General features: G+C 45.0%; 22 protein-coding genes and 1 pseudogene. 20 read left to right on the forward strand and 3 right to left on the reverse strand.

Annotated features, from left to right (window positions below; all coding sequences use genetic code 11):
• Nucleotides 1–13: 13 nt before the first annotated feature.
• From sppA to MTR82_RS08355, 10 genes are all read left to right on the forward strand, one after another.
• Nucleotides 14–1,027, forward strand: coding sequence for a signal peptide peptidase SppA (sppA, locus tag MTR82_RS08310; RefSeq protein ID WP_246808683.1), 1,014 nt, complete (start codon nucleotides 14–16; stop codon nucleotides 1,025–1,027).
• A 14-nt stretch (nucleotides 1,028–1,041) separates the two neighbouring features.
• Complete coding sequence (locus MTR82_RS08315) at nucleotides 1,042–1,620, forward strand: RDD family protein (RefSeq protein ID WP_052652033.1); 579 nt, start codon at nucleotides 1,042–1,044, stop codon at nucleotides 1,618–1,620.
• A gap of 35 nt (nucleotides 1,621–1,655) precedes the next feature.
• Nucleotides 1,656–2,162 (forward strand): thiol peroxidase, encoded by a 507-nt coding sequence (tpx, locus tag MTR82_RS08320; RefSeq protein WP_052652032.1) that lies wholly within the window; start codon nucleotides 1,656–1,658, stop codon nucleotides 2,160–2,162.
• Between the two features lie 54 nt (nucleotides 2,163–2,216).
• Nucleotides 2,217–3,140, forward strand: coding sequence for a class I SAM-dependent methyltransferase (locus MTR82_RS08325; RefSeq protein ID WP_246808684.1), 924 nt, complete (start codon nucleotides 2,217–2,219; stop codon nucleotides 3,138–3,140).
• Between the two features lie 75 nt (nucleotides 3,141–3,215).
• Complete coding sequence (locus tag MTR82_RS08330) at nucleotides 3,216–3,401, forward strand: hypothetical protein (protein ID WP_246808685.1); 186 nt, start codon at nucleotides 3,216–3,218, stop codon at nucleotides 3,399–3,401.
• A gap of 139 nt (nucleotides 3,402–3,540) precedes the next feature.
• Nucleotides 3,541–4,416, forward strand: coding sequence for an alpha/beta fold hydrolase (locus MTR82_RS08335; protein ID WP_246808686.1), 876 nt, complete (start codon nucleotides 3,541–3,543; stop codon nucleotides 4,414–4,416).
• Between the two features lie 73 nt (nucleotides 4,417–4,489).
• The gene (locus MTR82_RS08340) at nucleotides 4,490–5,485 is read left to right on the forward strand and encodes an S-layer homology domain-containing protein (RefSeq protein ID WP_246808687.1); all 996 of its coding nucleotides are present in this window, start codon (nucleotides 4,490–4,492) and stop codon (nucleotides 5,483–5,485) included.
• Between the two features lie 135 nt (nucleotides 5,486–5,620).
• Nucleotides 5,621–6,217 (forward strand): histidine phosphatase family protein, encoded by a 597-nt coding sequence (locus tag MTR82_RS08345; protein ID WP_246808688.1) that lies wholly within the window; start codon nucleotides 5,621–5,623, stop codon nucleotides 6,215–6,217.
• Between the two features lie 104 nt (nucleotides 6,218–6,321).
• Nucleotides 6,322–7,008 carry a tetratricopeptide repeat protein gene (locus tag MTR82_RS08350; RefSeq protein ID WP_246808689.1) on the forward strand — a complete coding sequence of 229 codons (687 nt, stop codon included), beginning with the start codon at nucleotides 6,322–6,324 and terminating at the stop codon, nucleotides 7,006–7,008.
• 66 nt (nucleotides 7,009–7,074) lie between these two features.
• On the forward strand, nucleotides 7,075–7,860 hold the full coding sequence (locus MTR82_RS08355; RefSeq protein ID WP_246808690.1) for a nucleotidyltransferase domain-containing protein: 786 nt from the start codon (nucleotides 7,075–7,077) through the stop codon (nucleotides 7,858–7,860).
• Nucleotides 7,861–7,973: 113 nt separating this feature from the next.
• On the opposite strand, the gene MTR82_RS08360 is transcribed toward MTR82_RS08355, so the two are convergent.
• Nucleotides 7,974–9,641: an ABC transporter substrate-binding protein gene (locus tag MTR82_RS08360; protein WP_246808691.1), complete on the reverse strand. Its 1,668-nt coding sequence runs from the start codon at nucleotides 9,639–9,641 to the stop codon at nucleotides 7,974–7,976.
• Between the two features lie 98 nt (nucleotides 9,642–9,739).
• On the opposite strand from MTR82_RS08360, the gene MTR82_RS08365 reads away from it, so the two are divergent.
• The 9 genes from MTR82_RS08365 to MTR82_RS08405 all read left to right on the forward strand — a co-directional run bounded on the left by MTR82_RS08365 (nucleotide 9,740) and on the right by MTR82_RS08405 (nucleotide 17,282).
• Nucleotides 9,740–10,990 (forward strand): MDR family MFS transporter, encoded by a 1,251-nt coding sequence (locus MTR82_RS08365; protein WP_246808692.1) that lies wholly within the window; start codon nucleotides 9,740–9,742, stop codon nucleotides 10,988–10,990.
• A gap of 131 nt (nucleotides 10,991–11,121) precedes the next feature.
• Nucleotides 11,122–11,613, forward strand: a complete 492-nt coding sequence (locus tag MTR82_RS08370) for a GNAT family N-acetyltransferase (RefSeq protein WP_246808693.1) — start codon at nucleotides 11,122–11,124, stop codon at nucleotides 11,611–11,613.
• A gap of 28 nt (nucleotides 11,614–11,641) precedes the next feature.
• The gene (locus MTR82_RS08375) at nucleotides 11,642–12,178 is read left to right on the forward strand and encodes a GNAT family N-acetyltransferase (protein ID WP_246808694.1); all 537 of its coding nucleotides are present in this window, start codon (nucleotides 11,642–11,644) and stop codon (nucleotides 12,176–12,178) included.
• Between the two features lie 55 nt (nucleotides 12,179–12,233).
• Nucleotides 12,234–13,130 (forward strand): DMT family transporter, encoded by an 897-nt coding sequence (locus tag MTR82_RS08380; RefSeq protein WP_246808695.1) that lies wholly within the window; start codon nucleotides 12,234–12,236, stop codon nucleotides 13,128–13,130.
• 273 nt (nucleotides 13,131–13,403) lie between these two features.
• Entirely contained in the window at nucleotides 13,404–13,778 is a 375-nt protein-coding gene (locus tag MTR82_RS08385) for a hypothetical protein (RefSeq protein WP_052652022.1), read from the forward strand.
• A gap of 395 nt (nucleotides 13,779–14,173) precedes the next feature.
• The gene (gene nhaC, locus MTR82_RS08390; RefSeq protein WP_246808696.1) at nucleotides 14,174–15,559 is read left to right on the forward strand and encodes a Na+/H+ antiporter NhaC; all 1,386 of its coding nucleotides are present in this window, start codon (nucleotides 14,174–14,176) and stop codon (nucleotides 15,557–15,559) included.
• Nucleotides 15,560–15,657: 98 nt separating this feature from the next.
• Nucleotides 15,658–15,996 (forward strand): zinc ribbon domain-containing protein YjdM, encoded by a 339-nt coding sequence (locus MTR82_RS08395; protein ID WP_246808697.1) that lies wholly within the window; start codon nucleotides 15,658–15,660, stop codon nucleotides 15,994–15,996.
• A 28-nt stretch (nucleotides 15,997–16,024) separates the two neighbouring features.
• The gene (locus tag MTR82_RS08400) at nucleotides 16,025–16,753 is read left to right on the forward strand and encodes an alpha/beta fold hydrolase (protein ID WP_052652019.1); all 729 of its coding nucleotides are present in this window, start codon (nucleotides 16,025–16,027) and stop codon (nucleotides 16,751–16,753) included.
• Nucleotides 16,754–16,940: 187 nt separating this feature from the next.
• Nucleotides 16,941–17,282 carry a hypothetical protein gene (locus MTR82_RS08405; protein WP_052652018.1) on the forward strand — a complete coding sequence of 114 codons (342 nt, stop codon included), beginning with the start codon at nucleotides 16,941–16,943 and terminating at the stop codon, nucleotides 17,280–17,282.
• Between the two features lie 198 nt (nucleotides 17,283–17,480).
• Here MTR82_RS08405 and MTR82_RS08410 read toward each other — a convergent pair.
• Nucleotides 17,481–17,930 (reverse strand): annotated as a pseudogene (locus MTR82_RS08410) (universal stress protein); the annotation flags it as partial.
• A 287-nt stretch (nucleotides 17,931–18,217) separates the two neighbouring features.
• On the opposite strand from MTR82_RS08410, the gene ald reads away from it, so the two are divergent.
• On the forward strand, nucleotides 18,218–19,333 hold the full coding sequence (gene ald / locus MTR82_RS08415; RefSeq protein WP_246808698.1) for an alanine dehydrogenase: 1,116 nt from the start codon (nucleotides 18,218–18,220) through the stop codon (nucleotides 19,331–19,333).
• A 46-nt stretch (nucleotides 19,334–19,379) separates the two neighbouring features.
• On the opposite strand, the gene MTR82_RS08420 is transcribed toward ald, so the two are convergent.
• A complete protein-coding gene (locus MTR82_RS08420; RefSeq protein WP_246808699.1) occupies nucleotides 19,380–20,480 on the reverse strand; it encodes a M24 family metallopeptidase in 1,101 nt (366 codons plus the stop codon).
• Between the last annotated feature and the right edge of the window lie 67 nt (nucleotides 20,481–20,547).

Consider the following 20,547-nt stretch of genomic DNA (forward strand, 5'->3'; position numbering starts at 1 on the left):
GGGAACTGCATAGATGAATACAAAAAGATGGATCGCGTTAGTGGTGGCCGCAGTCGTGTTAGGGCTATCTCTTGTCATTAACTCTGCATTTGCGTTTTTCCAATCTGCGATGAATACGAATTTTGATGAAATGTTGGCAACAAGCGAAACAAGTTTTGCCGAAAATGTGATTGAATCGGGTGATTTTGACGAACGCATCGCAGTATTGAATGTAGAAGGTGTGATTCAAGACACGGGAGAAGCGTCGCCTCTATTTGGCAGCGCCGGCTACAACCATGAATTTTTCATGGAGCAGCTGGAGCAAGTGAAATCAGACGACAGCATTAAAGCGTTTGTCTTAAACGTGAATTCACCAGGCGGTGGAGTGGTCGAATCTGCTGAAATTTACGATAAGATCAAAGAAATCCAGGAAGAGACGGAAAAGCCGATGTATGTGTCAATGGGAGCGACAGCTGCTTCCGGCGGCTATTACATTGCAGCACCGGCCGATAAGATTTTTGTCAACCGCGAAACCTTGACTGGCTCGATCGGCGTCATCATGGAAAGCGTCAACTACGGAAAGCTTGCTGAGAAATACGGCATCGACTTTGTGACGATCAAATCGGGACCATATAAAGATATCATGAGTCCGACACGTGATATGACAGACGAAGAAAAGAAAATCCTTCAAGATATGCTGGATGATTCGTACGAGTCATTTGTTGATATTATTGAAGAAGGCCGCGGCATGTCAGAAGCTGAAGTCAAAGCTGTGGCAGATGGCCGCGTCATGAATGGCCGCCAAGCAGTAGAAGCGAATTTGGCAGATGACTTCGGCTATGAAGAAGATGTCATTGCAGCAGTGAAGGAAGATTTCGGATTAGAGAATGCGGAAGTTTTCGAATACGGCGCATCGGATGGCCTGGGATCTCTGCTTTCATTTAAACTCAACTCATTCTTAGGGAATGATATTGAATCAAAAATGATGGCCAAATTATTTTCAGAGTACAACTCGCCGCGGATGATGTATCTTTACGGTGAAAAATAAGGGAGGGACGATTGATGACGGACCATTTGAATGAGGGAAATCAGGCTGTGCCAAGTGAACACGCAGCTCGTCCCTCAACTCCGGATTATGAAGAAGTTCTATTTTACGAACGCAAACCTGCCGGATTTTGGGTGCGGTTTTGGGCTTATTTGATCGACTTGCTGCTCATTTCAGCGGTCACTTCGATATCGGTGAAACCGATCTTTCTTTTATTGGGGCTTGAAACGAGCGGATCGCCTTGGTATGCACCGTATGCCATCATTTCCGCGGTTCTTTTCTATGCGTATTTTGTGTTGATGACAAAATACTTGAGCCAGACAGTCGGCAAAATGATTATGGGCATCCGGGTCGTTTCATTGAAAACCGATAAATTGTCTTGGAGCACGCTGCTTTTCCGCGAATGGATTGGCCGCTTTATTTCTGCGACAATTTTGCCGCTGTATTGGATTGTAGGATTTACTCCTTTGAAACAGGGAATCCATGATTTTGTTGCAGATACGACAGTGATCCATGAGCAGGCTTACCGCAAAAGCGCAATAATGAAGAAAAAAGCAGCGGATGGGTCTGAGTTGCAACACAACGAGGCATTCTAGTAAGATTGTAAGTGGAGAAAAAGGAGGCGTTTTTGTTGGTACAAATTACGTTTAAGAAAAATCCTGTGACGCTGCCAGGAAATGAAGTTAAAGTAGGAGACCAAGCACCGGATTTCACAGTTCTGGCAAATGATTTGAGCCCCGTGACCTTACAGGAAACGGCAGGGAAAGTACGTTTGATCAGTGTGGTGCCTTCTCTTGACACGGGCGTTTGTTCCGATCAGACAAAACGTTTTAGCGAAGAAGCCGCTTCACTTGGCGACAATGTAGAGGTATTGGCAGTTTCCGCGGATTTGCCATTCGCCCAAAAGCGTTGGACTGAAATCAACGGCGTGAACAGCATCACGGCGCTGTCGGATCACCGGGACTTATCGTTCGGAGAAGCATACGGCGTCACGATGAAAGAGCTGCGTTTACTCGCGCGTTCTATTTTCGTTGTAGATGCAAACGACCGTGTGGCTTACGTGGAATATGTTCCAGAAGGCACAGACCATCCGGATTACGACAAAGCGATCCAAGCAGTAAAAGAATTGACAAACTAATACAAGAAACCCACTCATACTGAGTGGGTTTCCTTATTGAGGAAGGTTAAGAAAATGAATTCAGCAATGGAAAAGATATTTTATTTTATTGATAATCACGCGACGGACATACAGAAGGAACAGGACCTTTCGTATTTGGAAAGCTTGCTTGAAACGACAGAAACGTGGCTGGACGGCCATATCAAGCCGGAAGAAGATGCCGGAAAAGAAGATGTGCGAAAAGCGATCCAGCTGGCAGTCCTGAAAGGGATGAAAGAACATGTCCAGCCGCACCATCAGATGACGCCGGATGCCCTTGGGCTTTTGATGGGCTATTTGGTCGAGCTGTTCATCAAAGAGCAGAAAGCGACGATCCTGGATCCTGCGCTTGGTACCGGGAATTTGCTGCTGACGGTCATGAATTACCTGGACGGCCAATTGACAGGTGTCGGAGTTGAAATCGACGACTTGCTGATCCGCTTGGCGGCTTCTACAGCTGATTTAGTGGAACAGCCCGTCACGTTCTACCGGCAAGACGCGCTTCAGCCACTATTGATCGATCCGGTGGATGCAGTAATCGCGGATCTTCCGGTCGGCTATTATCCGGATGAAGAAACAGCCGGCGGATACGAGTTGAAAGCGGAAGAAGGCATGTCGTATGCCCATCATTTATTTATCGAGCAGGCGCTGAAGCACACAGTGGATGGCGGCTATTTGTTTTTCGTCATTCCAAAAGGGCTCTTCGAATCGCCGCAATCTGCACAGCTTCATACGTTCCTGAAAAAGCATGCGCATATCCAGTCGGTGATGGAATTGCCAAACACTTTGTTCAAGAACTCAACGTATGCCAAAGGTATTTTGATCCTGCAAAAGAAAAAAGAAGGCGTAAAAGCGCCGAAAGAAGTGCTGCTCGCCGTCGTTCCGAATATGTCGAAGCCAGAGCCGATGGCAAAATTCTTCTCTCAAGTCAGCGGTTGGTTCAAGGAAAACAAAGCTTAATTTCCTATTTTTATGATATAATAGAAGCCAATAGTCTAACTGTATAAGATCTATACAAGAAACGAGGGATGAACGATGGCTGAATCGAACGACACACCGAAAAAAGTCAGTTTGCAGGAAGCGGTAAAACGCCAGCTGGAAGCAAAGAAAAATCAGGCCGCAAACAATAAAGGCGGTGGCGGATCTTCAATGGAAACGAAAAAGATGAAGAGCCAGCAAACGAAAAAAGTGAGCAACACACGCCGCAAAATGGGCGTGTAAACGAGAACCTCCAGCACAATGCTGGAGGTTTTTTCTTTTGCATTTTTATGGCGGTTTGGTGAAGAAAAGTGAATGGCACAGGAAATGTCTCTATTGTTAGAGAAATAAAAGGAAACAGAAGATAGAGGGGTGCCGCCAGATGGACAAATGGAGACAGCAATTGATCGATACGGAAAGAGGCGTTTTTGAAGTTTTCGCTAAAGGAGAAGGGCCGCCGATATGTGTGACGCATCACTATTCCGTTTTCAATGCAACGGGCGACTATTTTGCCGAAACTTTTACACCGTTTTGCACCGTCTATTTAGTAAATCTAAGGGAAGCGGGCCAATCAGCTAAAGCGGAGCAGCCGTATCAGCTCAGTATGCTTGAGACTGTTTTTGACCTGGAAGCGGTTCGGAAGGCGCTTGGATTTCACCAGTGGATCTTTGCCGGGCATTCGACCGGTGGGATGCTTGGTGTCATTTATGGAATAGCGGCTTCAGCAAGTTTAACGGGATTGATGCTAGTCGGTGCGGCAGCCAGAGATTACGCGGCTTTTTCAACCGTCTGCATTTACAACGAAGACCATCCCGAATTCCAAAAGATGCAAGATTTATTGGAAGCTTTGAAACAAGAGGGGCTTGAGCCGGAGCAAAGGAAGGAGCTCGGGATTCAACGGACCAAACTTTCGCTCCATCAACCCGATGGCTATGAACAATATTTTCACGGCAAACATGCAAAAACGATTTCCGCAATCCGCCTGGACTTTTTCAGCCGCGAGCTGCAGGTTTTCGATGTGACGCGGAAATTGCATCTGATTACAGTACCCGTGTGGATTGCGTGTGGGGAACATGATGTCCAGTGCCCGCTTCTCTACTCGTTAGAAATGAAAGAGGGGATTCCGAATTCGCAATTGGCGGTTTTCAGCAAAAGCAACCATTATCCATTTTTAGAAGAAAAGCCAAAATTCGTATCGGATGCCCAGTCGTTCATTGCAGAAGTAAGTCACCAAAACAAAGCTCAAATGGACGTTTGAAAATTGTATACAGAAAATTTCGTTGATGGTACAATCAGGAAAAATAGAGTTCGTAGGACAGGAGCATATTGAGTTGAACAAAGATAAATTTTTTATGGCCGCTTCAGCAGCCGCCATCGCAGCCGCCAGTGTAGCCGCACCGGTTAGTGCAGCATCAGCGCACCCTTTTACAGATGTCGGGGAAAAATACGAAGAAGCTGTCAGTTTCCTCTTCGAAAATGAAATACTCAGCGGCAAAACGCCAACTCAGTTCGGGACCCAGCAAGCATTGACAAGAGGCGATGCGGCGGTCATCATGGCCCGCACATTGGGCGTAGACACGGAGCTGGCGCCGGATGCCGGATTTACCGATCTGAATGACCGTGTACGAGGCTCTGTCAACGCCCTTGCTGAACTCGGCATTGTGGCTGGCGTCACCGATACCCAATATAAGCCGAATGACAAGTTGACGCGCGGCGCCATGGCGAAATTCCTGGTGCTTGGCTTCGCGTTGGAGGAAGAGCAGGAATCCGAAACGCCATTTACCGATGTCGGCGGTGTATTTGCTCCCTTTATCAATTCATTGTATGGCCTTGGCATTACCAACGGAAAAACAGAAACGTCTTACGGAACTTATTTGAACATCACGCGCGGGGAATTTGCAAATTTACTGTATAAAACCATATCCTATATCATTGATAATATGTACTTGTTTGAAATTGAACGTGCGGAAGTCACTTCTTCTACTTCGTTTCAAATCGTGGCTAAAAAAGAAGTGCCGGCAGAGTTTTCTCCTCGTGACTTAGGCTATTACTTTTTCTATTCGGCGAGGCTGGATGATGGTACGCTGATCGACTTCACGCCGAATTCTTTCCAGCTTTCCCCGGACCGGAAAACCTTTGTCATCAATCATAAAAACGACGACATGGCGGGGAAAAAAGGCGTCATCGTCATCAGTGATTTTGACAGCACCGTAGAGATCCCGTTCGATTTTACAGTTCCTGAAATGACATCAGGCGAAGGCATTCAAGTAACGGAAGATATTAACACCATTTTTTCAGTGCCGACAACACTTGAAAGAAAAGAATAAATGAAGGGCCTTTGCTGAACGGAAGCAAAGGCTTTTCTTATCGAAAAATTTAGTCTGTGATCCGACTGATGTTTAACGTATAATGAAACAAATGGAAAATTAAAGAAAATGATAAGTTGGAAGGGGAATCATAAAATGACGACAATCGGTATTGTACGACATGGGATTACAGAATGGAACCGTCTCAGAATCTCGCAGGGCTGTGCAGATGTGCCGTTGAACGATACAGGCCGCAAACAGGCAGCAGCAATCGCTCAACGCCTAGCAGAAGAAAGCCCTTGGGATTTGATCGTTTCAAGCGACCTCTCACGGGCAAGAGAAACGGCAGAAATTATAGCTGAAAAACTGCAGATGCCGATTTCCCGTTTGGATCAGCGGATCCGCGAAATTTCCTGCGGAGAAATTGAAGGGACAACGGAAGCGGAGCGCTTAGAAAAATGGGGTGCGGATTGGCGAAGCTTAGACCTTGGCATGGAAAAAACGGAAGATGTGGCAGCCAGAGGATTGGCGTTTATTAAAGAACTAGCCGAACAGCATCCTGGAAAACGGATTTTGATGGTCAGCCATGGAGCATTGATCGGCTTAACTTTACAGGCGCTGCTGCCGGACCAATTTCTTAAGACGGATCTGGACAATACGTCCATCACGATTCTTGAACAGGCAGAAGGTCTCTGGCAATGTCCTTTGTATAATTGCACAAAGCATTTAACAGCCCTGCAACCAATGGAATAATGCTGCCCCGCCGTCCCAGCCCTTTTCTAAATATTTTTTCAATTACATAAGTTTTACATTATAATGAAAGTATGAAAAAAGGAGTTCAAGCAAGGAGGGACGGCATGGACGAGTTGAAGGAGAAGGTAGCGGAAGCTTTTATCCAATTGGAAAAGAAAAATTTAGGGCAGGCTGAGTTTCTTTATCAGGAATGCATGGAAGAATGCCGTGAAGGCAATCTGGATTTATTCAAATCGGCTCTTTTGGGGCTTGGCAATGTGAAAAGCGCGCAGGGTAAATTTGATGAAGCGCAAAAAATCTACCATCAGCTCTACGAGGCAGCTTCTCAAGAAAACGATTGGGAATACAGTGCGGTTGCGCTGCATCAGTTAGGGGCGGCGGAGCGTTTGTCCGGCAAGCTGAAAGCAGCAAAAGAAACCTTTATCCGTGAATATGACGTCCTTCAAAAGCATATGCCTTCTTCTAATGCCTTGTTCGCGGCAAATTATTATGAGCATGGACTTATTGCGTTGAGCGAAGGAAAGGTTAAAGCAGCCAAAAAAATGATGCAGACGTCGCTGGATTATGCAATGAAATCGGATGATTTGGTGAGCATTGGCTATTCCTATCGAGGCAACGGGGCAGTGCTGCAAGCGACCGGTCAAAATGAAGAGGCGATGAAGTCTTTTGCTACCGCAAATAAAATGTTTGCACAGGCAAAAGAAAAACTTGCGATCAAAGAAGTGCAGGCAATTATTGCGGAATTGGAAAGTGTAGGTTCGGGAGATAACCGCAAAAGTGAACTTTTATAGAGGCTGCTGCACCAGTCTGATAAAATAATGAACCGCTTTGGCAATGAGATGCAGGAAGGTGAAAAAATGCTGCCACAGGAAATAGCAGTCCAGAAAATAACGGAAAGTTTGATACGTGATCCATTCATAAAAGCAGTATTTTTAAAAGGATCAATGGGGAGAAACGAACACGATGAACATTCGGATATCGACCTCTATTGTTTAGTGGATGGGAAGGACGAAAAAGCTTTTCTGAAAAACAGAAAAGCCCATCTTGAATCGTATCGCCCGATTATTTTTGAAGATGATATCTTTATCATTGCCCCGCAGCTTATTGCGGTATTCGACGATCTTTTGCATATGGACCTTTTCACCGTGACCGCGAAATCTTTTACGAAAAAGGATTACTTCAAAGTGCTGTATGACCCGCATGGGGCAATGGAAGAATTTAAAGAAAGCCAATCGCTGACAATCAGTCCGCAGGAATTCAAAGATGCGGTGATTGATGTGGCCTGGTTTATGTTCCAATACAAAAAAGCGGCTGCCCGTGGAAACGATGTATGGGCATCCCGCATGCTGACCAACTCGATCGACCATGTTGCGCGGGTGCTGATGCACAAATACAAACCCGATCGGGCCCAGCTCGGATTAAAAGCGATGAGTGCTGCCTTGCCGAACGGAGTAAAGGAAGATCTTGCGGCACTATTGGAAACGATCACGCCGAATCGGCACCGGGACGCGGTCGTCCGGTTGAGCAATTTGCTTCATAACGAAATGGAATGGATCGTCGGGAAACTCGAAGGCGACAAACAAACGGAAGAGCTCCTTAGAAGGATGGTAGAATGGCATTTGCCGATTAAAGGAAAGATATAAACGTTAAGTTTACAATATACTTATTATGAGGAATATTATTTTAAACATTCACCTGAATTTATTATGATGCAATTCCATAAAACAGCTGCCTTATAACAGGGCAGCTGTTTTTATTATCTATTAGATAAATTGGAAGGGCGCACCCAAAGCTTGGAAAAATCCACGTAGCCAAAGTGGCTGATGGAAATATTCATTAAATCTGCAGAAAAGGGAATCTGCCTCTTTTCATAATACAGAGGAATCAATAGAGAGGATTCGACCAAATATTTTTCAAGTTCCAAGTTCAACCGAGTCCATTCTGAAAACGGCGTATGGGCATGCCGGTTTAAGAGATTGCTCAACGTTGAATCTGTTTTGCAATGTGCCGCCAGGGGAGAATAGCCGTTTCGGAAAAAATGGTAGAAGGAAAAACTCTGGTTCATTTCAAAGACTTCGCCATGTACAAAAAGATCTGCTTGCTGATCCAGTCCGTTGTCGTTCAATTTTTCTTTAAACGACAGGCGCTGGATTTCGACAGGGATTCCTTCCTCTTCTAGGGCCTCTTTCAGCCAAGCTGTGGCCCCTTCTAAATAATCGGTCGTTTTGATGATGAGTGGACGGTCTAATTCCGGGCGAGGCGGACGCGGAATCGGATAATCAGGATATTCGCCGATCAGTATGCTCTGATGATTGGCTTTAGCCCGAGGGTAATGGGCTTCGATTCTATGGCGGTGCTTAGCTATCGCAAAATGGATGTAGTCACGGACTTCTTTCCGCTGGATGGGAGAGTCCCGAAAAGCATTGAAGATGACCATGCCGACCCCTGAATCACTTTCAACGATAAACGTATCACAGGACGCGTCTTGAGACGTCGAACGATAAATGATCGAATCAAAATCTTTGGGTACTTGAATGAATTCCACAGCATCCAGCAACGGACGTTCCCGGAAATAATCATTGAATGCCCTTAATGTCGTCTTGCTCAATCCATCTCCCTCGAAGCAGAACGGCCCCGTTCCAATCCCCTCTCCAGAAAGCTCTTTAAAAATACTCGAATTGATCATCCCAATCATTTGAAGGCAATAGCTGCAGCCGGCTGGAAAACTGATTTCCAAAACGAGCGGAGCGATCGCTTTGACCGAAGTGATCGGTTGCCACAGTTCCTGGAAATGGCTATGGAGGCGCAAACGGTTCAAGCATTTTGCTGCATCTTCAGCGGATAAGGTGGAGCCGTCATGAAATTTCACATCTTTTCGTAAATACAGCACCAGTGTCGTGTCGCTCATTTCCCAGCTGTGGGCAAGTTCCGGTTCCACATTGCCTTTACTGTCAACAGAAACGAGACGGTTGAAGACATTCGCAATCATATTGGCACTATAAATGTCCGCAGCTTCTAAAGGGTGTCTCGTGAGCAGCGGATTTTTCTTCGGAACAATCAATTTATCGGCATCGCTCGTGTCCTGGACATACCCGAAGTTCATTCGAAATTTATCGACCAAACGCATTTTGCTTTCCATTGACCAGTCGAGTAAAAGATACTTGCTGCTGACTTCCACTGATTCCTGTTCAATTATTTTCATCAATTCCTCTTCCAAACATTTCTCCACATCTTTCAGCCACTCCAGTTTGGAGACATTTCCTCTTCCTTTGCCTGCGGTGAAGGTGAGCCAGCCTTCAACGCTCCATTTTTGGAGAAGTCGCGAAGTTTGCTTCAAGCTTAACTGGAGAATCTCTGCAAGATCTTGCTTTTTAGCCGCACCTGAAGGGACGGCGTGCCACATTTTCAATAATTGCTGATCCATGGGTTCCTCCTTTTAAAGTGGACATTAATTTTAATAAATGTCTATTTTCTAATTGTTTTGTCTAGTTTAATATACATAAGATAAAGGAGGCTGACAACATGAAATGGAAAGACTATCCACAAAACATCAAAGTCCGTTTGATCACTTCATTTTTTAACCGGGCAGTATCTTCTGCAGTAATGCCTTTTATGGCATTGTTTTTCGCCCAGGAAGTAGGCAAGGTATGGGCAGGAGCCTTCTTGGTATTTACAGTCATTATCGGGTTTCTTATTAATTTAATCGGCGGCTATGTGTCGGATCGTTTTCCGAGAAAACAGGTAGTCGTATGGACTTCCGCTTTGAGCGCTATTTTTTTCCTCTTGATGACGATCAGTTTATTACCTGATCAAAATTGGATTTGGCTATTTGCTGCAGCCTATCTGTTCTTTGTCTTTACCAGCAGTTTGGGGCGGCCAGCCATGCATGCACTGATCATTGATTCCACTACTCCCGAAAACCGGAAAGCAGTTTATACGATCGAGTACTGGCTGACAAATATTTCCATGGCAATCGGGGCAGCGCTTGGCGGATTGCTGTACGTCAATCATCAAATCGAGCTATTTATTCTCTTGACCATTACGGCATCAGGGCTTCCGATTGCTTTTCAAATCTGGTTGCAGGACGGGGATGTGGAGCAGCGGAAACAGCAGCATCAAAATGTTTTAATGGATGTGCTGCAAAATTACCGTGTCGCTTTTCGCGATTTCCCGTTTGTGAAAGTTGTGGTCGGCTCCATGTTCATTTTTGCGGCTGAATTTTCTTTGAACAGCTACATCGGCGTCCGTTTGGCGGAAACGTTTGAAGCCGTCAGCATCGGCAGTTTTGAAATCGTGGGCGTTCGCATGCTCAGCCTGTTAAATATCCAGAACATGCTTTTGGTCGTATGCTTGACGTTTTTTGTCAGCCGGATTACAGATAAATTCTCGAAACAGAAAGTCTTGCTGACTGGCCTGATCGTCTACAGCATCGGATATATTACCATTACGTCAGCGGACGTTTGGTATATCTTAATTCTATTTAACTTCATTGCGACGATCGGGGAACTGATTTATTCACCAGTCCGCAATGCCGAACAAGCCAACATGATTCCAGCCGACAAACGCGGCTCTTACTCCGCTTTTTCTAACATCTCATTCAGCGGAGCGGACTTGCTGGCGCGTTCGACCATTATCATAGGCGCTTATCTCGTGCCGTCGATGATGTCCGTGTATATCGGGGTCTTATTGATGATTGGCACGTTCTTAGTTTACACGGGTTTATTCGTCAGAAATTATACAGCTCAGAAAGAAATAATTACCAAATTGTCTTAGTAGATCCCAATAGAATAGTGTACTATTAATAGAAGAAATGAAAAATTCTGATTAATAGCAAGGAAGAAATAGCTGACTAAAGCTATTTCTTTTTTATCGGATTGGCAAGGTTTAATAGGAGGGAAGCAGCTGTGAACATACGAAAAGCATTGCCGGAAGACGCAGAGAAATTAATAGACTTAATGAAGCATGTAGAACAATCGGGATTGATGCTGTTCGAACCTGGAGAGCGAAATACGCATCCGGAACACTTCAGTAAAAGAATCGAGGCTTTAGGCGAAGATTCCGCCATTTTTTTAGCAGAAGATGCGAGCGGACTCATCGGTTATTTATTTGCCATGGGAGAAGGTGTGAAGCGAAAGCGGCACTCGGCCTCCATTGCATTAGGCATTGCCGAGGAACATAGAGGAAAAGGGATCGGAACGGAACTTTTCGCAGCTTTGGAAAGTTGGGCAAGAAAAAAAGGGCTTCGACGCATTGAATTGACAGTGATGGAAACGAATGCAGCTGGACAGGCTTTGTATAAAAAAGCGGGGTTTGAAGTGGAAGGAACAAAAAGGGATTCATTGATTGTGAATGGCCAATTCGTCAATGAATATTATATGGCGAAGATTATCGGATAACCCGACTTTATAAAAGGAGAATGTAGCTTTGATTATTCAAAATGAACATCTTGCGATCCGCGAAATAACGCTAAAAGATAAAGAAATCATGGCTCATTGGCTGTCAGATCCGCGTGTCCTCCAATTCTATGAAGGACGGGACAATCCCCATGATGAACAGCTGGTCGCGGCTCGTTTTATCAATCGCCATGACGAAACAGCAAGATGCATCGTGGAATACAAAGGAAGAGCGATTGGCTATATTCAATTCTACCCCGTCTTAGCGGAAGAACGGAAAATTTACGGGTACGGCAGCCAGGAGAAAATCTTCGGCACCGATCAATTTATCGGAGAGCCGGATTATTGGAATAAAGGAATCGGCACCGAATTGGTGAAGTTCATCAAACCTTATTTGTTCGAATCATTAGGAGCAGACCGCATCGTCATGGACCCGCAGACTGAAAATAAGCGGGCGGTAGCCTGCTACGAAAAATGTGGATACCGGAAAGTGAAACTTCTGGAAAAGCATGAACTGCACGAAGGGAAAATGAGAGATTGCTGGCTGATGGAATGCAAAAAGGCGTAATTGCGAATGGCAGCGGGTGCTGAAAATTGCGAATTCCGAGCAAGGAGGCGATAGAGTGAAGAACAAAGTCATTTTTGCTTTTTTGGTGGTATTGACGACCAGCTTGATGGGGTCCTCTTTTGCAGTGGGCAAAATGGGCTTGGAATTCCTTCCGCCGCTTTTGCTGGTCGGCCTCCGTTTTACATTAGCAGGTATACTGATGGCTGTTAGTGTAAAAGTTTTAAAAAAGAAGCACCCTGTAAAAGCCAAAGACTGGCTAAAAATCATGCTGATCGGTGCTCTCCAGACAGCGGGTGTGATGGGTGCGATTTTTTTTAGCCTTCGAACGATTACGGCTGGGGAATCTGCTATTCTCACTTTTATGAATCCGTTGCTGGTGGTAATATTCGGTACGCTTGCCTTGAAGATTTCGTATCGTTTCCTGCAGTGGGCAGGTGTGTTTTTAGGCTTTTTAGGCGTGGCCGTTACGATGGGCGGCCAAGTCCAAATGGAAGTCGGCACTCTTTTCGGTTTTGCAAGCGCGGTTTTCTGGGCAGTCGGAACTTTATTGATCAAAAAATGGGGCTGGCAATTTGATACTTGGGTTTTGACGGCTTATCAAATGTTGTTTGGCGGCATCCTTCTTTTGGGGATGAGCTTGTTCCTGGAAAGTAAGCCTCCTGTGTTCACGGCCGCTTCTGTGGTAATTATTCTATGGCTTGCGATTCCGGCATCCATTGTCCAGTTTTCGGTTTGGTTTTATTTGCTGCAAAACGGCAATCCTGGAAAAGTCAGTGCCTTTCTATTCCTCGCCCCATTTTTTGGCGTCCTTACGGGTTGGCTGTTGTTGGACGAAAAAATTGGAATTACGCTGCTAATTGGCGGTGTTATGATTTTTGCAGGAATTTTCTTGGTGAATTGGCCGGACAAAAGGGCAGAAGGAACAGTGCAAGAAGAAATTGCAAAAGGATGAAGAGGTGGCTTATGCGGACTTACACATTGCTGGAACGTTTTTTATTTCCTTATATTGGGATTAATTCCTATAACTTAGCGAAAACACAACTAAATAAAAGGTGCTAATGCATATTAAAAAAAGAGTGAAATCTGACCTGAACCTCAGATCTTTTTTTATTGAATTAGTTACAAAAACAGGTTTAAAAGATAACAGAAAAGTGTATACATAGTTGGGAGTTATGAAACGCATCACAGATGAATCTGACATCAGCTGGAAAAGAGGGGTAGCAGAATGTTAAGCAGATATAAGAAATCCTATAGAAAAATCGCAATGGGCCTTCTCGCTTTGGTTGTGAAAGATAAAGAATTGAGAAGTCTTCAGCAATTAATCGATCTGTATGAAAGCGATCCGCTTTATCAATTATATATTTGGAAAGAAAACGAAAAAATCGTCGGATTGATCGGCGTGGCCAAAGAAGCCAATGAGTTTAATGTCCAGCATCTATCGATTATCCCTTCGTACGCAAAAGACGAAATCGCCGAAAAGATGCTTGCGAGCCTGCAGGAGATTTCCCGGTTTGAAAAAATGAGAATTGCGAATGAAGCTGACGAGGAATCATTGCCTGTATCAAAAGGAATCGCATCTATGGAACAAGCCATTTCGTAAACGATCAAACTTCAGATGGAATCAAATGATTCCATCTGAAGTTTTTTTCGTTCTTGCAATCCCTATTCTTGTTTCTTTATAAAAAGAAGGCTTGACTTGTAAAAAAGACATGATAAGATTTAAAGAAATTAGAAATCGATAGAACTTGTTGAATGATGAAAAAGTAGTTTGATTGTGTGCAGCCAAAAGAGACTGGACGGCAGGTGGAAGTCCAGGCAGCAAATCAAATGAATTACGCCATCTGTATTTTTCAGCAAACAATGAAGTGGATGCGTCGATGGAAGCGAGGCATCAAATTGGGTGGTAACGCGGAGAAAACCTTCGTCCCTTTATAGGGATGGAAGGTTTTTTTGTTTGGATAAAAGATTGGGTTTCAGGAAAGGGAGTCGTGAAGAATGTTTCAGATTAAAGCAGTGATTTCACCAAATTTTAAAGAGGCGATTGCGCTAACGGCTCTGGTTGTGGCAATCATCAGTGTGAGCATTATCCGGTTTGAGGCAGCGCCGCACATGCCCATTCTCTTTTCAATTTTTTTATTGATTTGCTACGGGCTGGCAAAGAAAGTGCCTTACCGTGAACTGGAAAAAGGGCTGGTAGAAGGTGCCGGAGCCGGAATGGGCGCAGCCTTCCTATTCTTTCTCATCGGCATTTTAATCAGCAGCTGGATGATGAGCGGTACAATTCCGACTTTGATCTATGCAGGGTTTAACCTTGTCACCCCGTTATTCTTTTTTGCCATCGTTTTTGTTGTGACGTCTCTCATTGGGCTGTCAATCGGCAGTTCATTGACGACGGTCGCAACAGTGGGCGTCGCTTTTATCGGGATCGCAGGAGCGATGGATTTATCTCTGGCGATCACGGCAGGCGCAATCGTGTCCGGTGCTTTCTTCGGAGATAAGATGTCTCCGCTTTCCGACACGACGAATCTGGCGGCTTCCATTGTGGGCACCGATTTATTCGAGCACATCCGGAATATGGGCTGGACGACTATTCCGGCATTTGTTCTAAGCTTTATTTTCTTTGCCGTCTTATCGCCAAGTGTGGAATTGAAAGATACAGCAAATATTGAACTCTTCAAAAGTGGCCTGCAAGAGACCGGATTGATCCATTGGTATGCTTTGCTGCCGCTCATCTTGTTGGTATTCCTAACTTTAGCAAAAGTGCCCGCCTTGTTGACATTGGCCATCAGCTCGATCAGTGCCGTCGGCTTGTCTTTCGTTCATCAAAGCATCCCGTTTTCTGGCGTGCTCGGAACTTTATTCGGCGGCTACGTGTCTAATACAGGGATTGAAGAAATTGATGCTCTGCTCACACGCGGCGGTATGCAGAGCATGTTCTTTACCATCGGGCTTGTGCTTCTTGCGCTCAGCATGGGTGGAATGCTCTTCAAGCTGGGAATCATCCAGTGTTTGCTGGCCAAAATAGAAAGCTTGTTAAAAAAAGTGGCTTCCGTTGTCGCGGCATCTGCTTTAACGGCCATTGGCGTCAATATTTTAATCGGAGAACAGTACTTGTCGATTCTATTGACGGGGCAGGCTTTTCAAGGAGCCTATGCCAAACTTGGCTTAGCTGGTAAAAACTTGAGCCGCGTCATGGAAGACGCCGGGACCGTTGTGAATCCGCTGGTGCCATGGAGTGTATGCGGCATTTTCATTACATCCGTGCTCGGAATTTCTACGCTCGCGTACCTGCCGTTTGCTTTTTTCTGCCTGCTTTCCCCGATCTTAACGGTCTTGTTCGGCTTTACCAATAAAACACTGACCTATGTGGATAAGGCTTGATTTTTAAAAGAGGGAAAAGTATCAGGAATTTAAAGGGAAAGTTATAATGGAAAAATAGTCAGCTTTTATCACATCAATTAGTATCGGAGGAGCTTTTTATGAACGAACTGCCGATTTGCCCTAAGTGCAATTCTCCTTATACATATGAAGACGGTAATTTGTTAGTCTGTCCGGAATGCAGCCATGAATGGAATCCGGCTGCCGAAAGTGAAGAGACAGACGAACCGAAAGTCAAAGACGCCAATGGCAATTTACTGGCGGATGGGGATTCTGTTACGGTTATTAAGGATTTGAAGGTGAAGGGAAGTTCTTCTGTTTTAAAAATAGGGACGAAAGTGAAAAATATCCGCCTTGTTGAAGGGGGCCATAATATCGATTGCAAAATTGATGGCTTCGGGCCGATGAAGCTGAAATCAGAGTTCGTGAAAAAAGGATAAAAGGCATATGAAAGAAAGGGGAGTTTCAATGTATTGGACAGACAGATGGGCAGAAGCAAATGGTGTGAAATTGCACTATATGGAAACCGCTATTTTTGATGATATGATGACTCCTTTAGTCTACGTGCCGGGGGCCTTAAACCAAGCAGAACAAGCGACTGAGCTATTGGGCTATTTCGAAGACAGAAGACGGATCAGCATGAGTTTGAGAGGGCGAGGCAAAAGCGAAGCGCCACACTCAGGCTATGCATTCAAAGACCATGTTGCAGATATTGAAGCAGTCGTTGGGAGAAGCGGAGTAAAAGAATATTGCCTTCTCGCATATTCGATGGGCGTTCCTTATGCCATCGATTTTGCTGCAGAAAATCCTCATTTAAAAGGGATGATCCTTTGCGATTATCCTGCAAAATATCCATCCATTCCCGAACAATGGGTGAACCGGGTAAGAGCCAGTGGTTTTGTCCCTCAAGAAAATTCCCATGTACCGAATGCGATCCAGCAAGAATCTGTTTCGCTCAGCTTAGAAGAGCAATTGGCAAAAATTGATATTCCGGTTTTGGTCATTAGAGGCGAAAAAGAAGGCTCCCTGTTAAAAGAAAGCGACGTGGAATTTTTCCAAAAGCATTTAAAAGATGTCCGAATCATGACCGTAAAAGACGCTGGCCATGAACTTTGGGAACCCGATAAGGAAAACTTCATTCGGCTTATTGCCGGATTTTTAAAATGGCTGGACAAAAAAGAAAAATTTCTAGGATAGGAAGAAGCGGATGATTTAAACGAATCATCCGCTTCTTTACGTTTCCAAAGTTATTAGACAAATATTCAAAGACTGTTCATTTTCTGAAACTTTTCTGCCAAGTTGTTCGTATATACTAATAGGAAATACATCGAACATAGGAAAGATTTCATGCGTATACATAAGCTATAAAGAGAGGAGAGGCGTTGTGAAACGTACTTGGGGATGGATTTTGGGAATTGTCTTGTTTAGCGGCTTGTTTTTTTACTTTACCACCTTCTTTTCCTACGAGGCATCATCGGCCGCGCTTTCAGGATTTCCCGTACCGAAAAGCGCAAAGCTGACCGAAGAAAATGAAGCGGCGAAATTATACGAATGGAGCCGGGCTTCTGAGGAAAAAGGAATTCCTTTTGGCTATGAAGTGGTGTTAAAAGCGAACGGCTGGGAAAAAGGTTCGAGGCAAGGTGCTTCTGTACGCTACACGAAAGGCGAAGAACAAATAGATGTCATTTCTGCCTCGAATCGTTTGATCTTGATCCGCATTCAATAAACGGCTATCCAGCCAAATGAAAAGCTGTATCCAGAAATTCTGGATACAGCTTGATTCGGTTTATCGGCGCCCGATATCCGATCCGACATCCGGTTTTTGCGGATCTTGGAGCGGTGTTTTATCGCCGACAATATAATCAGTGGGGCTATTGCTTTCCAATTCATCGCTTGTACGGTAGGTGCTGGCATCGATATCGTCGTCTTCGGTATCTTCTGTCCGTACGACCAATACGTCGCATTTAGCAGAACGTACGATATGCTCGGATACGCTGCCGATCAAGAAACGTTCGACTGCATTCAATCCAGTAGCTCCGCAAATGATTAAATCTGCAGTTACTTTTCTGGCAAGTTCCCGGGAAATCATGGTTTTCGGAGAACCGTAGTCGACCAAAATGTTAACTTTTTCAACGCCTGCTGCCTGTGCTTCTTTTTTATAGCCGCCAAGCAAATCTTCTGCAAACTTTTGGGCGCGATCTGCAATGGATCGGTCGTAAGCTTCAATCGCTGCAAATGAACGAGTGTCGATGATGTTCACTAAGTTCAATGTGGCGTGGTTCCGCTTGGCAATGCCGACTGATTTTTTAAATGCCCATTCTGCTTCTTTGGAGCCGTCAACTGCTACTAAAATTTGTGAATATTTCAGTGTCATATTGCATTCCTCCTTGTCTATATTGTTTAATTTCGCTAGAGCTGGAGAGAAATCCTTCTTTTAAAACAGAAAATGTACGAGAAAAAATGGATAAATTGTGAAGCAGACGCTTTCGTACAATAACATTGTAAATGGATGAATTAAGAAATCTCTTCCGTTATGAAGAATAATCCAAAAAGATGCATGAAAGCCGGCAAAAGGGTAATACAGTTAATGAAGGCGGGAAACGCCCGGCCATTTATTTAATAGAAGCATGTAAACGGAATTTATAAATAGGAGGGTTTGTTATGCGAATAGGCATACCGAAAGAAATTAAGAATAATGAAAACCGGGTAGCGATGACACCGGCTGGCGTGGTCAATTTAGCAGTGCACGGCCATGAAGTCGTGATCGAAACGGATGCAGGAACAGGTTCCGGGTTTACAGATGCGGATTATGAAGTGGCTGGAGCCCAAATTGTCCAATCAGCCGAAGAAGCATGGGCGCAAGAAATGGTCATGAAAGTGAAGGAGCCGACTCCGGAAGAATATGGATATTTTAGAGAGGGCTTGATTCTCTTTACGTATCTGCATCTTGCGCCGGAACCTGAATTGACACAAGCGATGCTGCAGGCAAAAGTGACAGGCATTGCCTATGAAACGGTGCAGCTGCCAAATAACTCTTTGCCATTGCTGACGCCAATGAGCGAAGTCGCGGGCAAAATGTCGACGCAGATCGGCGCGCAATTTCTTGAAAAGATTCATGGAGGCGGCGGCATTCTTCTCGGCGGCATCCCCGGAGTTTCAAGGGGTAAAGTAGCGATCATCGGCGGCGGAGTGGCCGGGACCAATGCAGCGAAAGTGGCCGTTGGCATGGGTGCAAGTGTGACGATCCTCGATTTAAATCCTGACCGTCTTCGCCAATTGGATGACTTATTTGGAACTGATGTCCAAACCATGATTTCCAATCCGATGAACATTGCGGATTCAGTGAAAGAAGCGGATCTTGTTGTCGGTGCTGTGTTGATTCCTGGAGCCAAAGCGCCAAAACTGGTGACGGAAGAAATGATTCAATCGATGAAACCGGGATCGGTAGTGGTGGATATTGCGATTGACCAAGGCGGTATATTCGAGACAAGTGATCGAATCACCACCCATGACAACCCAACGTATATGAAGCACGGCGTCGTTCATTACGCCGTGGCCAATATGCCGGGAGCGGTGCCGAGAACTTCCACTATAGGACTGACGAATGTCACGGTGCCCTATGCCGTGCAAATAGCGAATAAAGGCTTTGAAAAAGCAATAATGGATAATGAAGCATTAAAAAAAGGCGTGAACACGTTTAATGGCTTTGTCACTTATAAAGCAGTGGCAGACGATCAAGGTGAAGAGTTTCGGCCGGTCGAAGAATTGATTGGCTAATTGAAAAGGCGGCCCAGGAAAAATTCCTGGACCGCTTTTTTTTCGTTTATGAATGGTGAATGATCTGCAATTCTTTTGGAAACTTCGTTAATACTTCAACGCCAGTTTCGGTAACAGCGACATCATCTTCGATGCGGACGCCAACTTTTCCAGGCACATATACGCCTGGTTCTAGCGTAAAGACCATCCCTGCTTCCATAACCATATTATTGGAGCCGTGAAGCGATGGGAATTCATGGACAGAAATGCCAAGTCCGTGGCCTAGGCGGTGCGTGAAATATTTGCCGTACCCCGCTTTTTCAATGACATCGCGGGCAGTCTTGTCCAGTTCAGCAGCTGTTACGCCGGGTTTTACCGCGTTCAATGCAGCTTCTTCGGCTCGTCTGACGATTTCATAGACTTCTTTTTGCTCTTCGGAAGGTTCGCCAAGGGCAAGTGTCCGAGTAATATCCGAACAATAGCCTTTATGGACGACGCCTAAGTCGAAGAGTACGAGGTCGCCGCTCTGAAGTTTTCTATCACCGGTCTTGCCGTGGGGAGAAGCCGCTTTAGATCCGGCTAAAACCGTAGTATCGAATGACATATGGGTGACACCGCGTTTTTTCAGCGCCAGCTCAATTTCGGTCATCAACTCAATTTCGGTGATGCCTTCGCGCAAGTTTTTGGCTGCCACTTCGATTGCGTAATCAGCCAGTGCTGCAGCTTCTCTTAAGATTTCCAATTCCGCTTCATCTTTGATGACGCGCATCGCGTTGACTTTGTCATCTAAGGCAAAGAAGGACGGATTGCCGAAGAATTCGTTCAATGCCTCGTAACGGTCCACGGTCATATGGGATTTCTCAATCGCCAATGTACGGATGGAATCCGATTTGGCTGAAGCTGTCCGGTGAAGGGCTTCCATGGCGTTTTCCGTATCGACATGGCCGATGATATCCCCAGACCAGCCGGCATTTTGTGCATCCGGTATTTCCATTTGCGGACAAATGAGGAACGGTGCCGCATCTTTGAAAACCATAACCCCAAGAAGCCGTTCATGCGGATCGCTTTTAAAACCGCTCAAGTAAAATACGTTATCCGGGTTGGTGATAAATGCCGCGTCGATTTCCATTTCGTTTAAATAGCTTTGCAATTGCTCAATTTTATTCATATTTATTCCTCCTTGTCTATGTGTAGCATATCAAAAATCGGGGTATAATACAGCTTGGAAAGATCGA

This window comes from Planococcus ruber (assembly GCF_022819085.1).
Lineage (GTDB): Bacteria > Bacillota > Bacilli > Bacillales_A > Planococcaceae > Planococcus > Planococcus ruber.

What these genes read in the sequence shown, in the direction of transcription:
- sppA (WP_246808683.1), top strand. Translation starts at nt 14, where the DNA reads ATGAATACAAAAAGATGGATCGCGTTAGTGGTGGCCGCAGTCGTGTTA.
- MTR82_RS08315 (WP_052652033.1), top strand. Translation starts at nt 1,042, where the DNA reads ATGACGGACCATTTGAATGAGGGAAATCAGGCTGTGCCAAGTGAACAC.
- MTR82_RS08325 (WP_246808684.1), top strand. Translation starts at nt 2,217, where the DNA reads ATGAATTCAGCAATGGAAAAGATATTTTATTTTATTGATAATCACGCG.
- MTR82_RS08330 (WP_246808685.1), top strand. Translation starts at nt 3,216, where the DNA reads ATGGCTGAATCGAACGACACACCGAAAAAAGTCAGTTTGCAGGAAGCG.
- MTR82_RS08335 (WP_246808686.1), top strand. Translation starts at nt 3,541, where the DNA reads ATGGACAAATGGAGACAGCAATTGATCGATACGGAAAGAGGCGTTTTT.
- MTR82_RS08345 (WP_246808688.1), top strand. Translation starts at nt 5,621, where the DNA reads ATGACGACAATCGGTATTGTACGACATGGGATTACAGAATGGAACCGT.
- MTR82_RS08350 (WP_246808689.1), top strand. Translation starts at nt 6,322, where the DNA reads ATGGACGAGTTGAAGGAGAAGGTAGCGGAAGCTTTTATCCAATTGGAA.
- MTR82_RS08355 (WP_246808690.1), top strand. Translation starts at nt 7,075, where the DNA reads ATGCTGCCACAGGAAATAGCAGTCCAGAAAATAACGGAAAGTTTGATA.
- MTR82_RS08360 (WP_246808691.1), bottom strand. Translation starts at nt 9,641, where the DNA reads ATGGATCAGCAATTATTGAAAATGTGGCACGCCGTCCCTTCAGGTGCG.
- MTR82_RS08365 (WP_246808692.1), top strand. Translation starts at nt 9,740, where the DNA reads ATGAAATGGAAAGACTATCCACAAAACATCAAAGTCCGTTTGATCACT.
- MTR82_RS08385 (WP_052652022.1), top strand. Translation starts at nt 13,404, where the DNA reads ATGTTAAGCAGATATAAGAAATCCTATAGAAAAATCGCAATGGGCCTT.
- nhaC (WP_246808696.1), top strand. Translation starts at nt 14,174, where the DNA reads ATGTTTCAGATTAAAGCAGTGATTTCACCAAATTTTAAAGAGGCGATT.
- MTR82_RS08395 (WP_246808697.1), top strand. Translation starts at nt 15,658, where the DNA reads ATGAACGAACTGCCGATTTGCCCTAAGTGCAATTCTCCTTATACATAT.
- MTR82_RS08400 (WP_052652019.1), top strand. Translation starts at nt 16,025, where the DNA reads ATGTATTGGACAGACAGATGGGCAGAAGCAAATGGTGTGAAATTGCAC.
- ald (WP_246808698.1), top strand. Translation starts at nt 18,218, where the DNA reads ATGCGAATAGGCATACCGAAAGAAATTAAGAATAATGAAAACCGGGTA.
- MTR82_RS08420 (WP_246808699.1), bottom strand. Translation starts at nt 20,480, where the DNA reads ATGAATAAAATTGAGCAATTGCAAAGCTATTTAAACGAAATGGAAATC.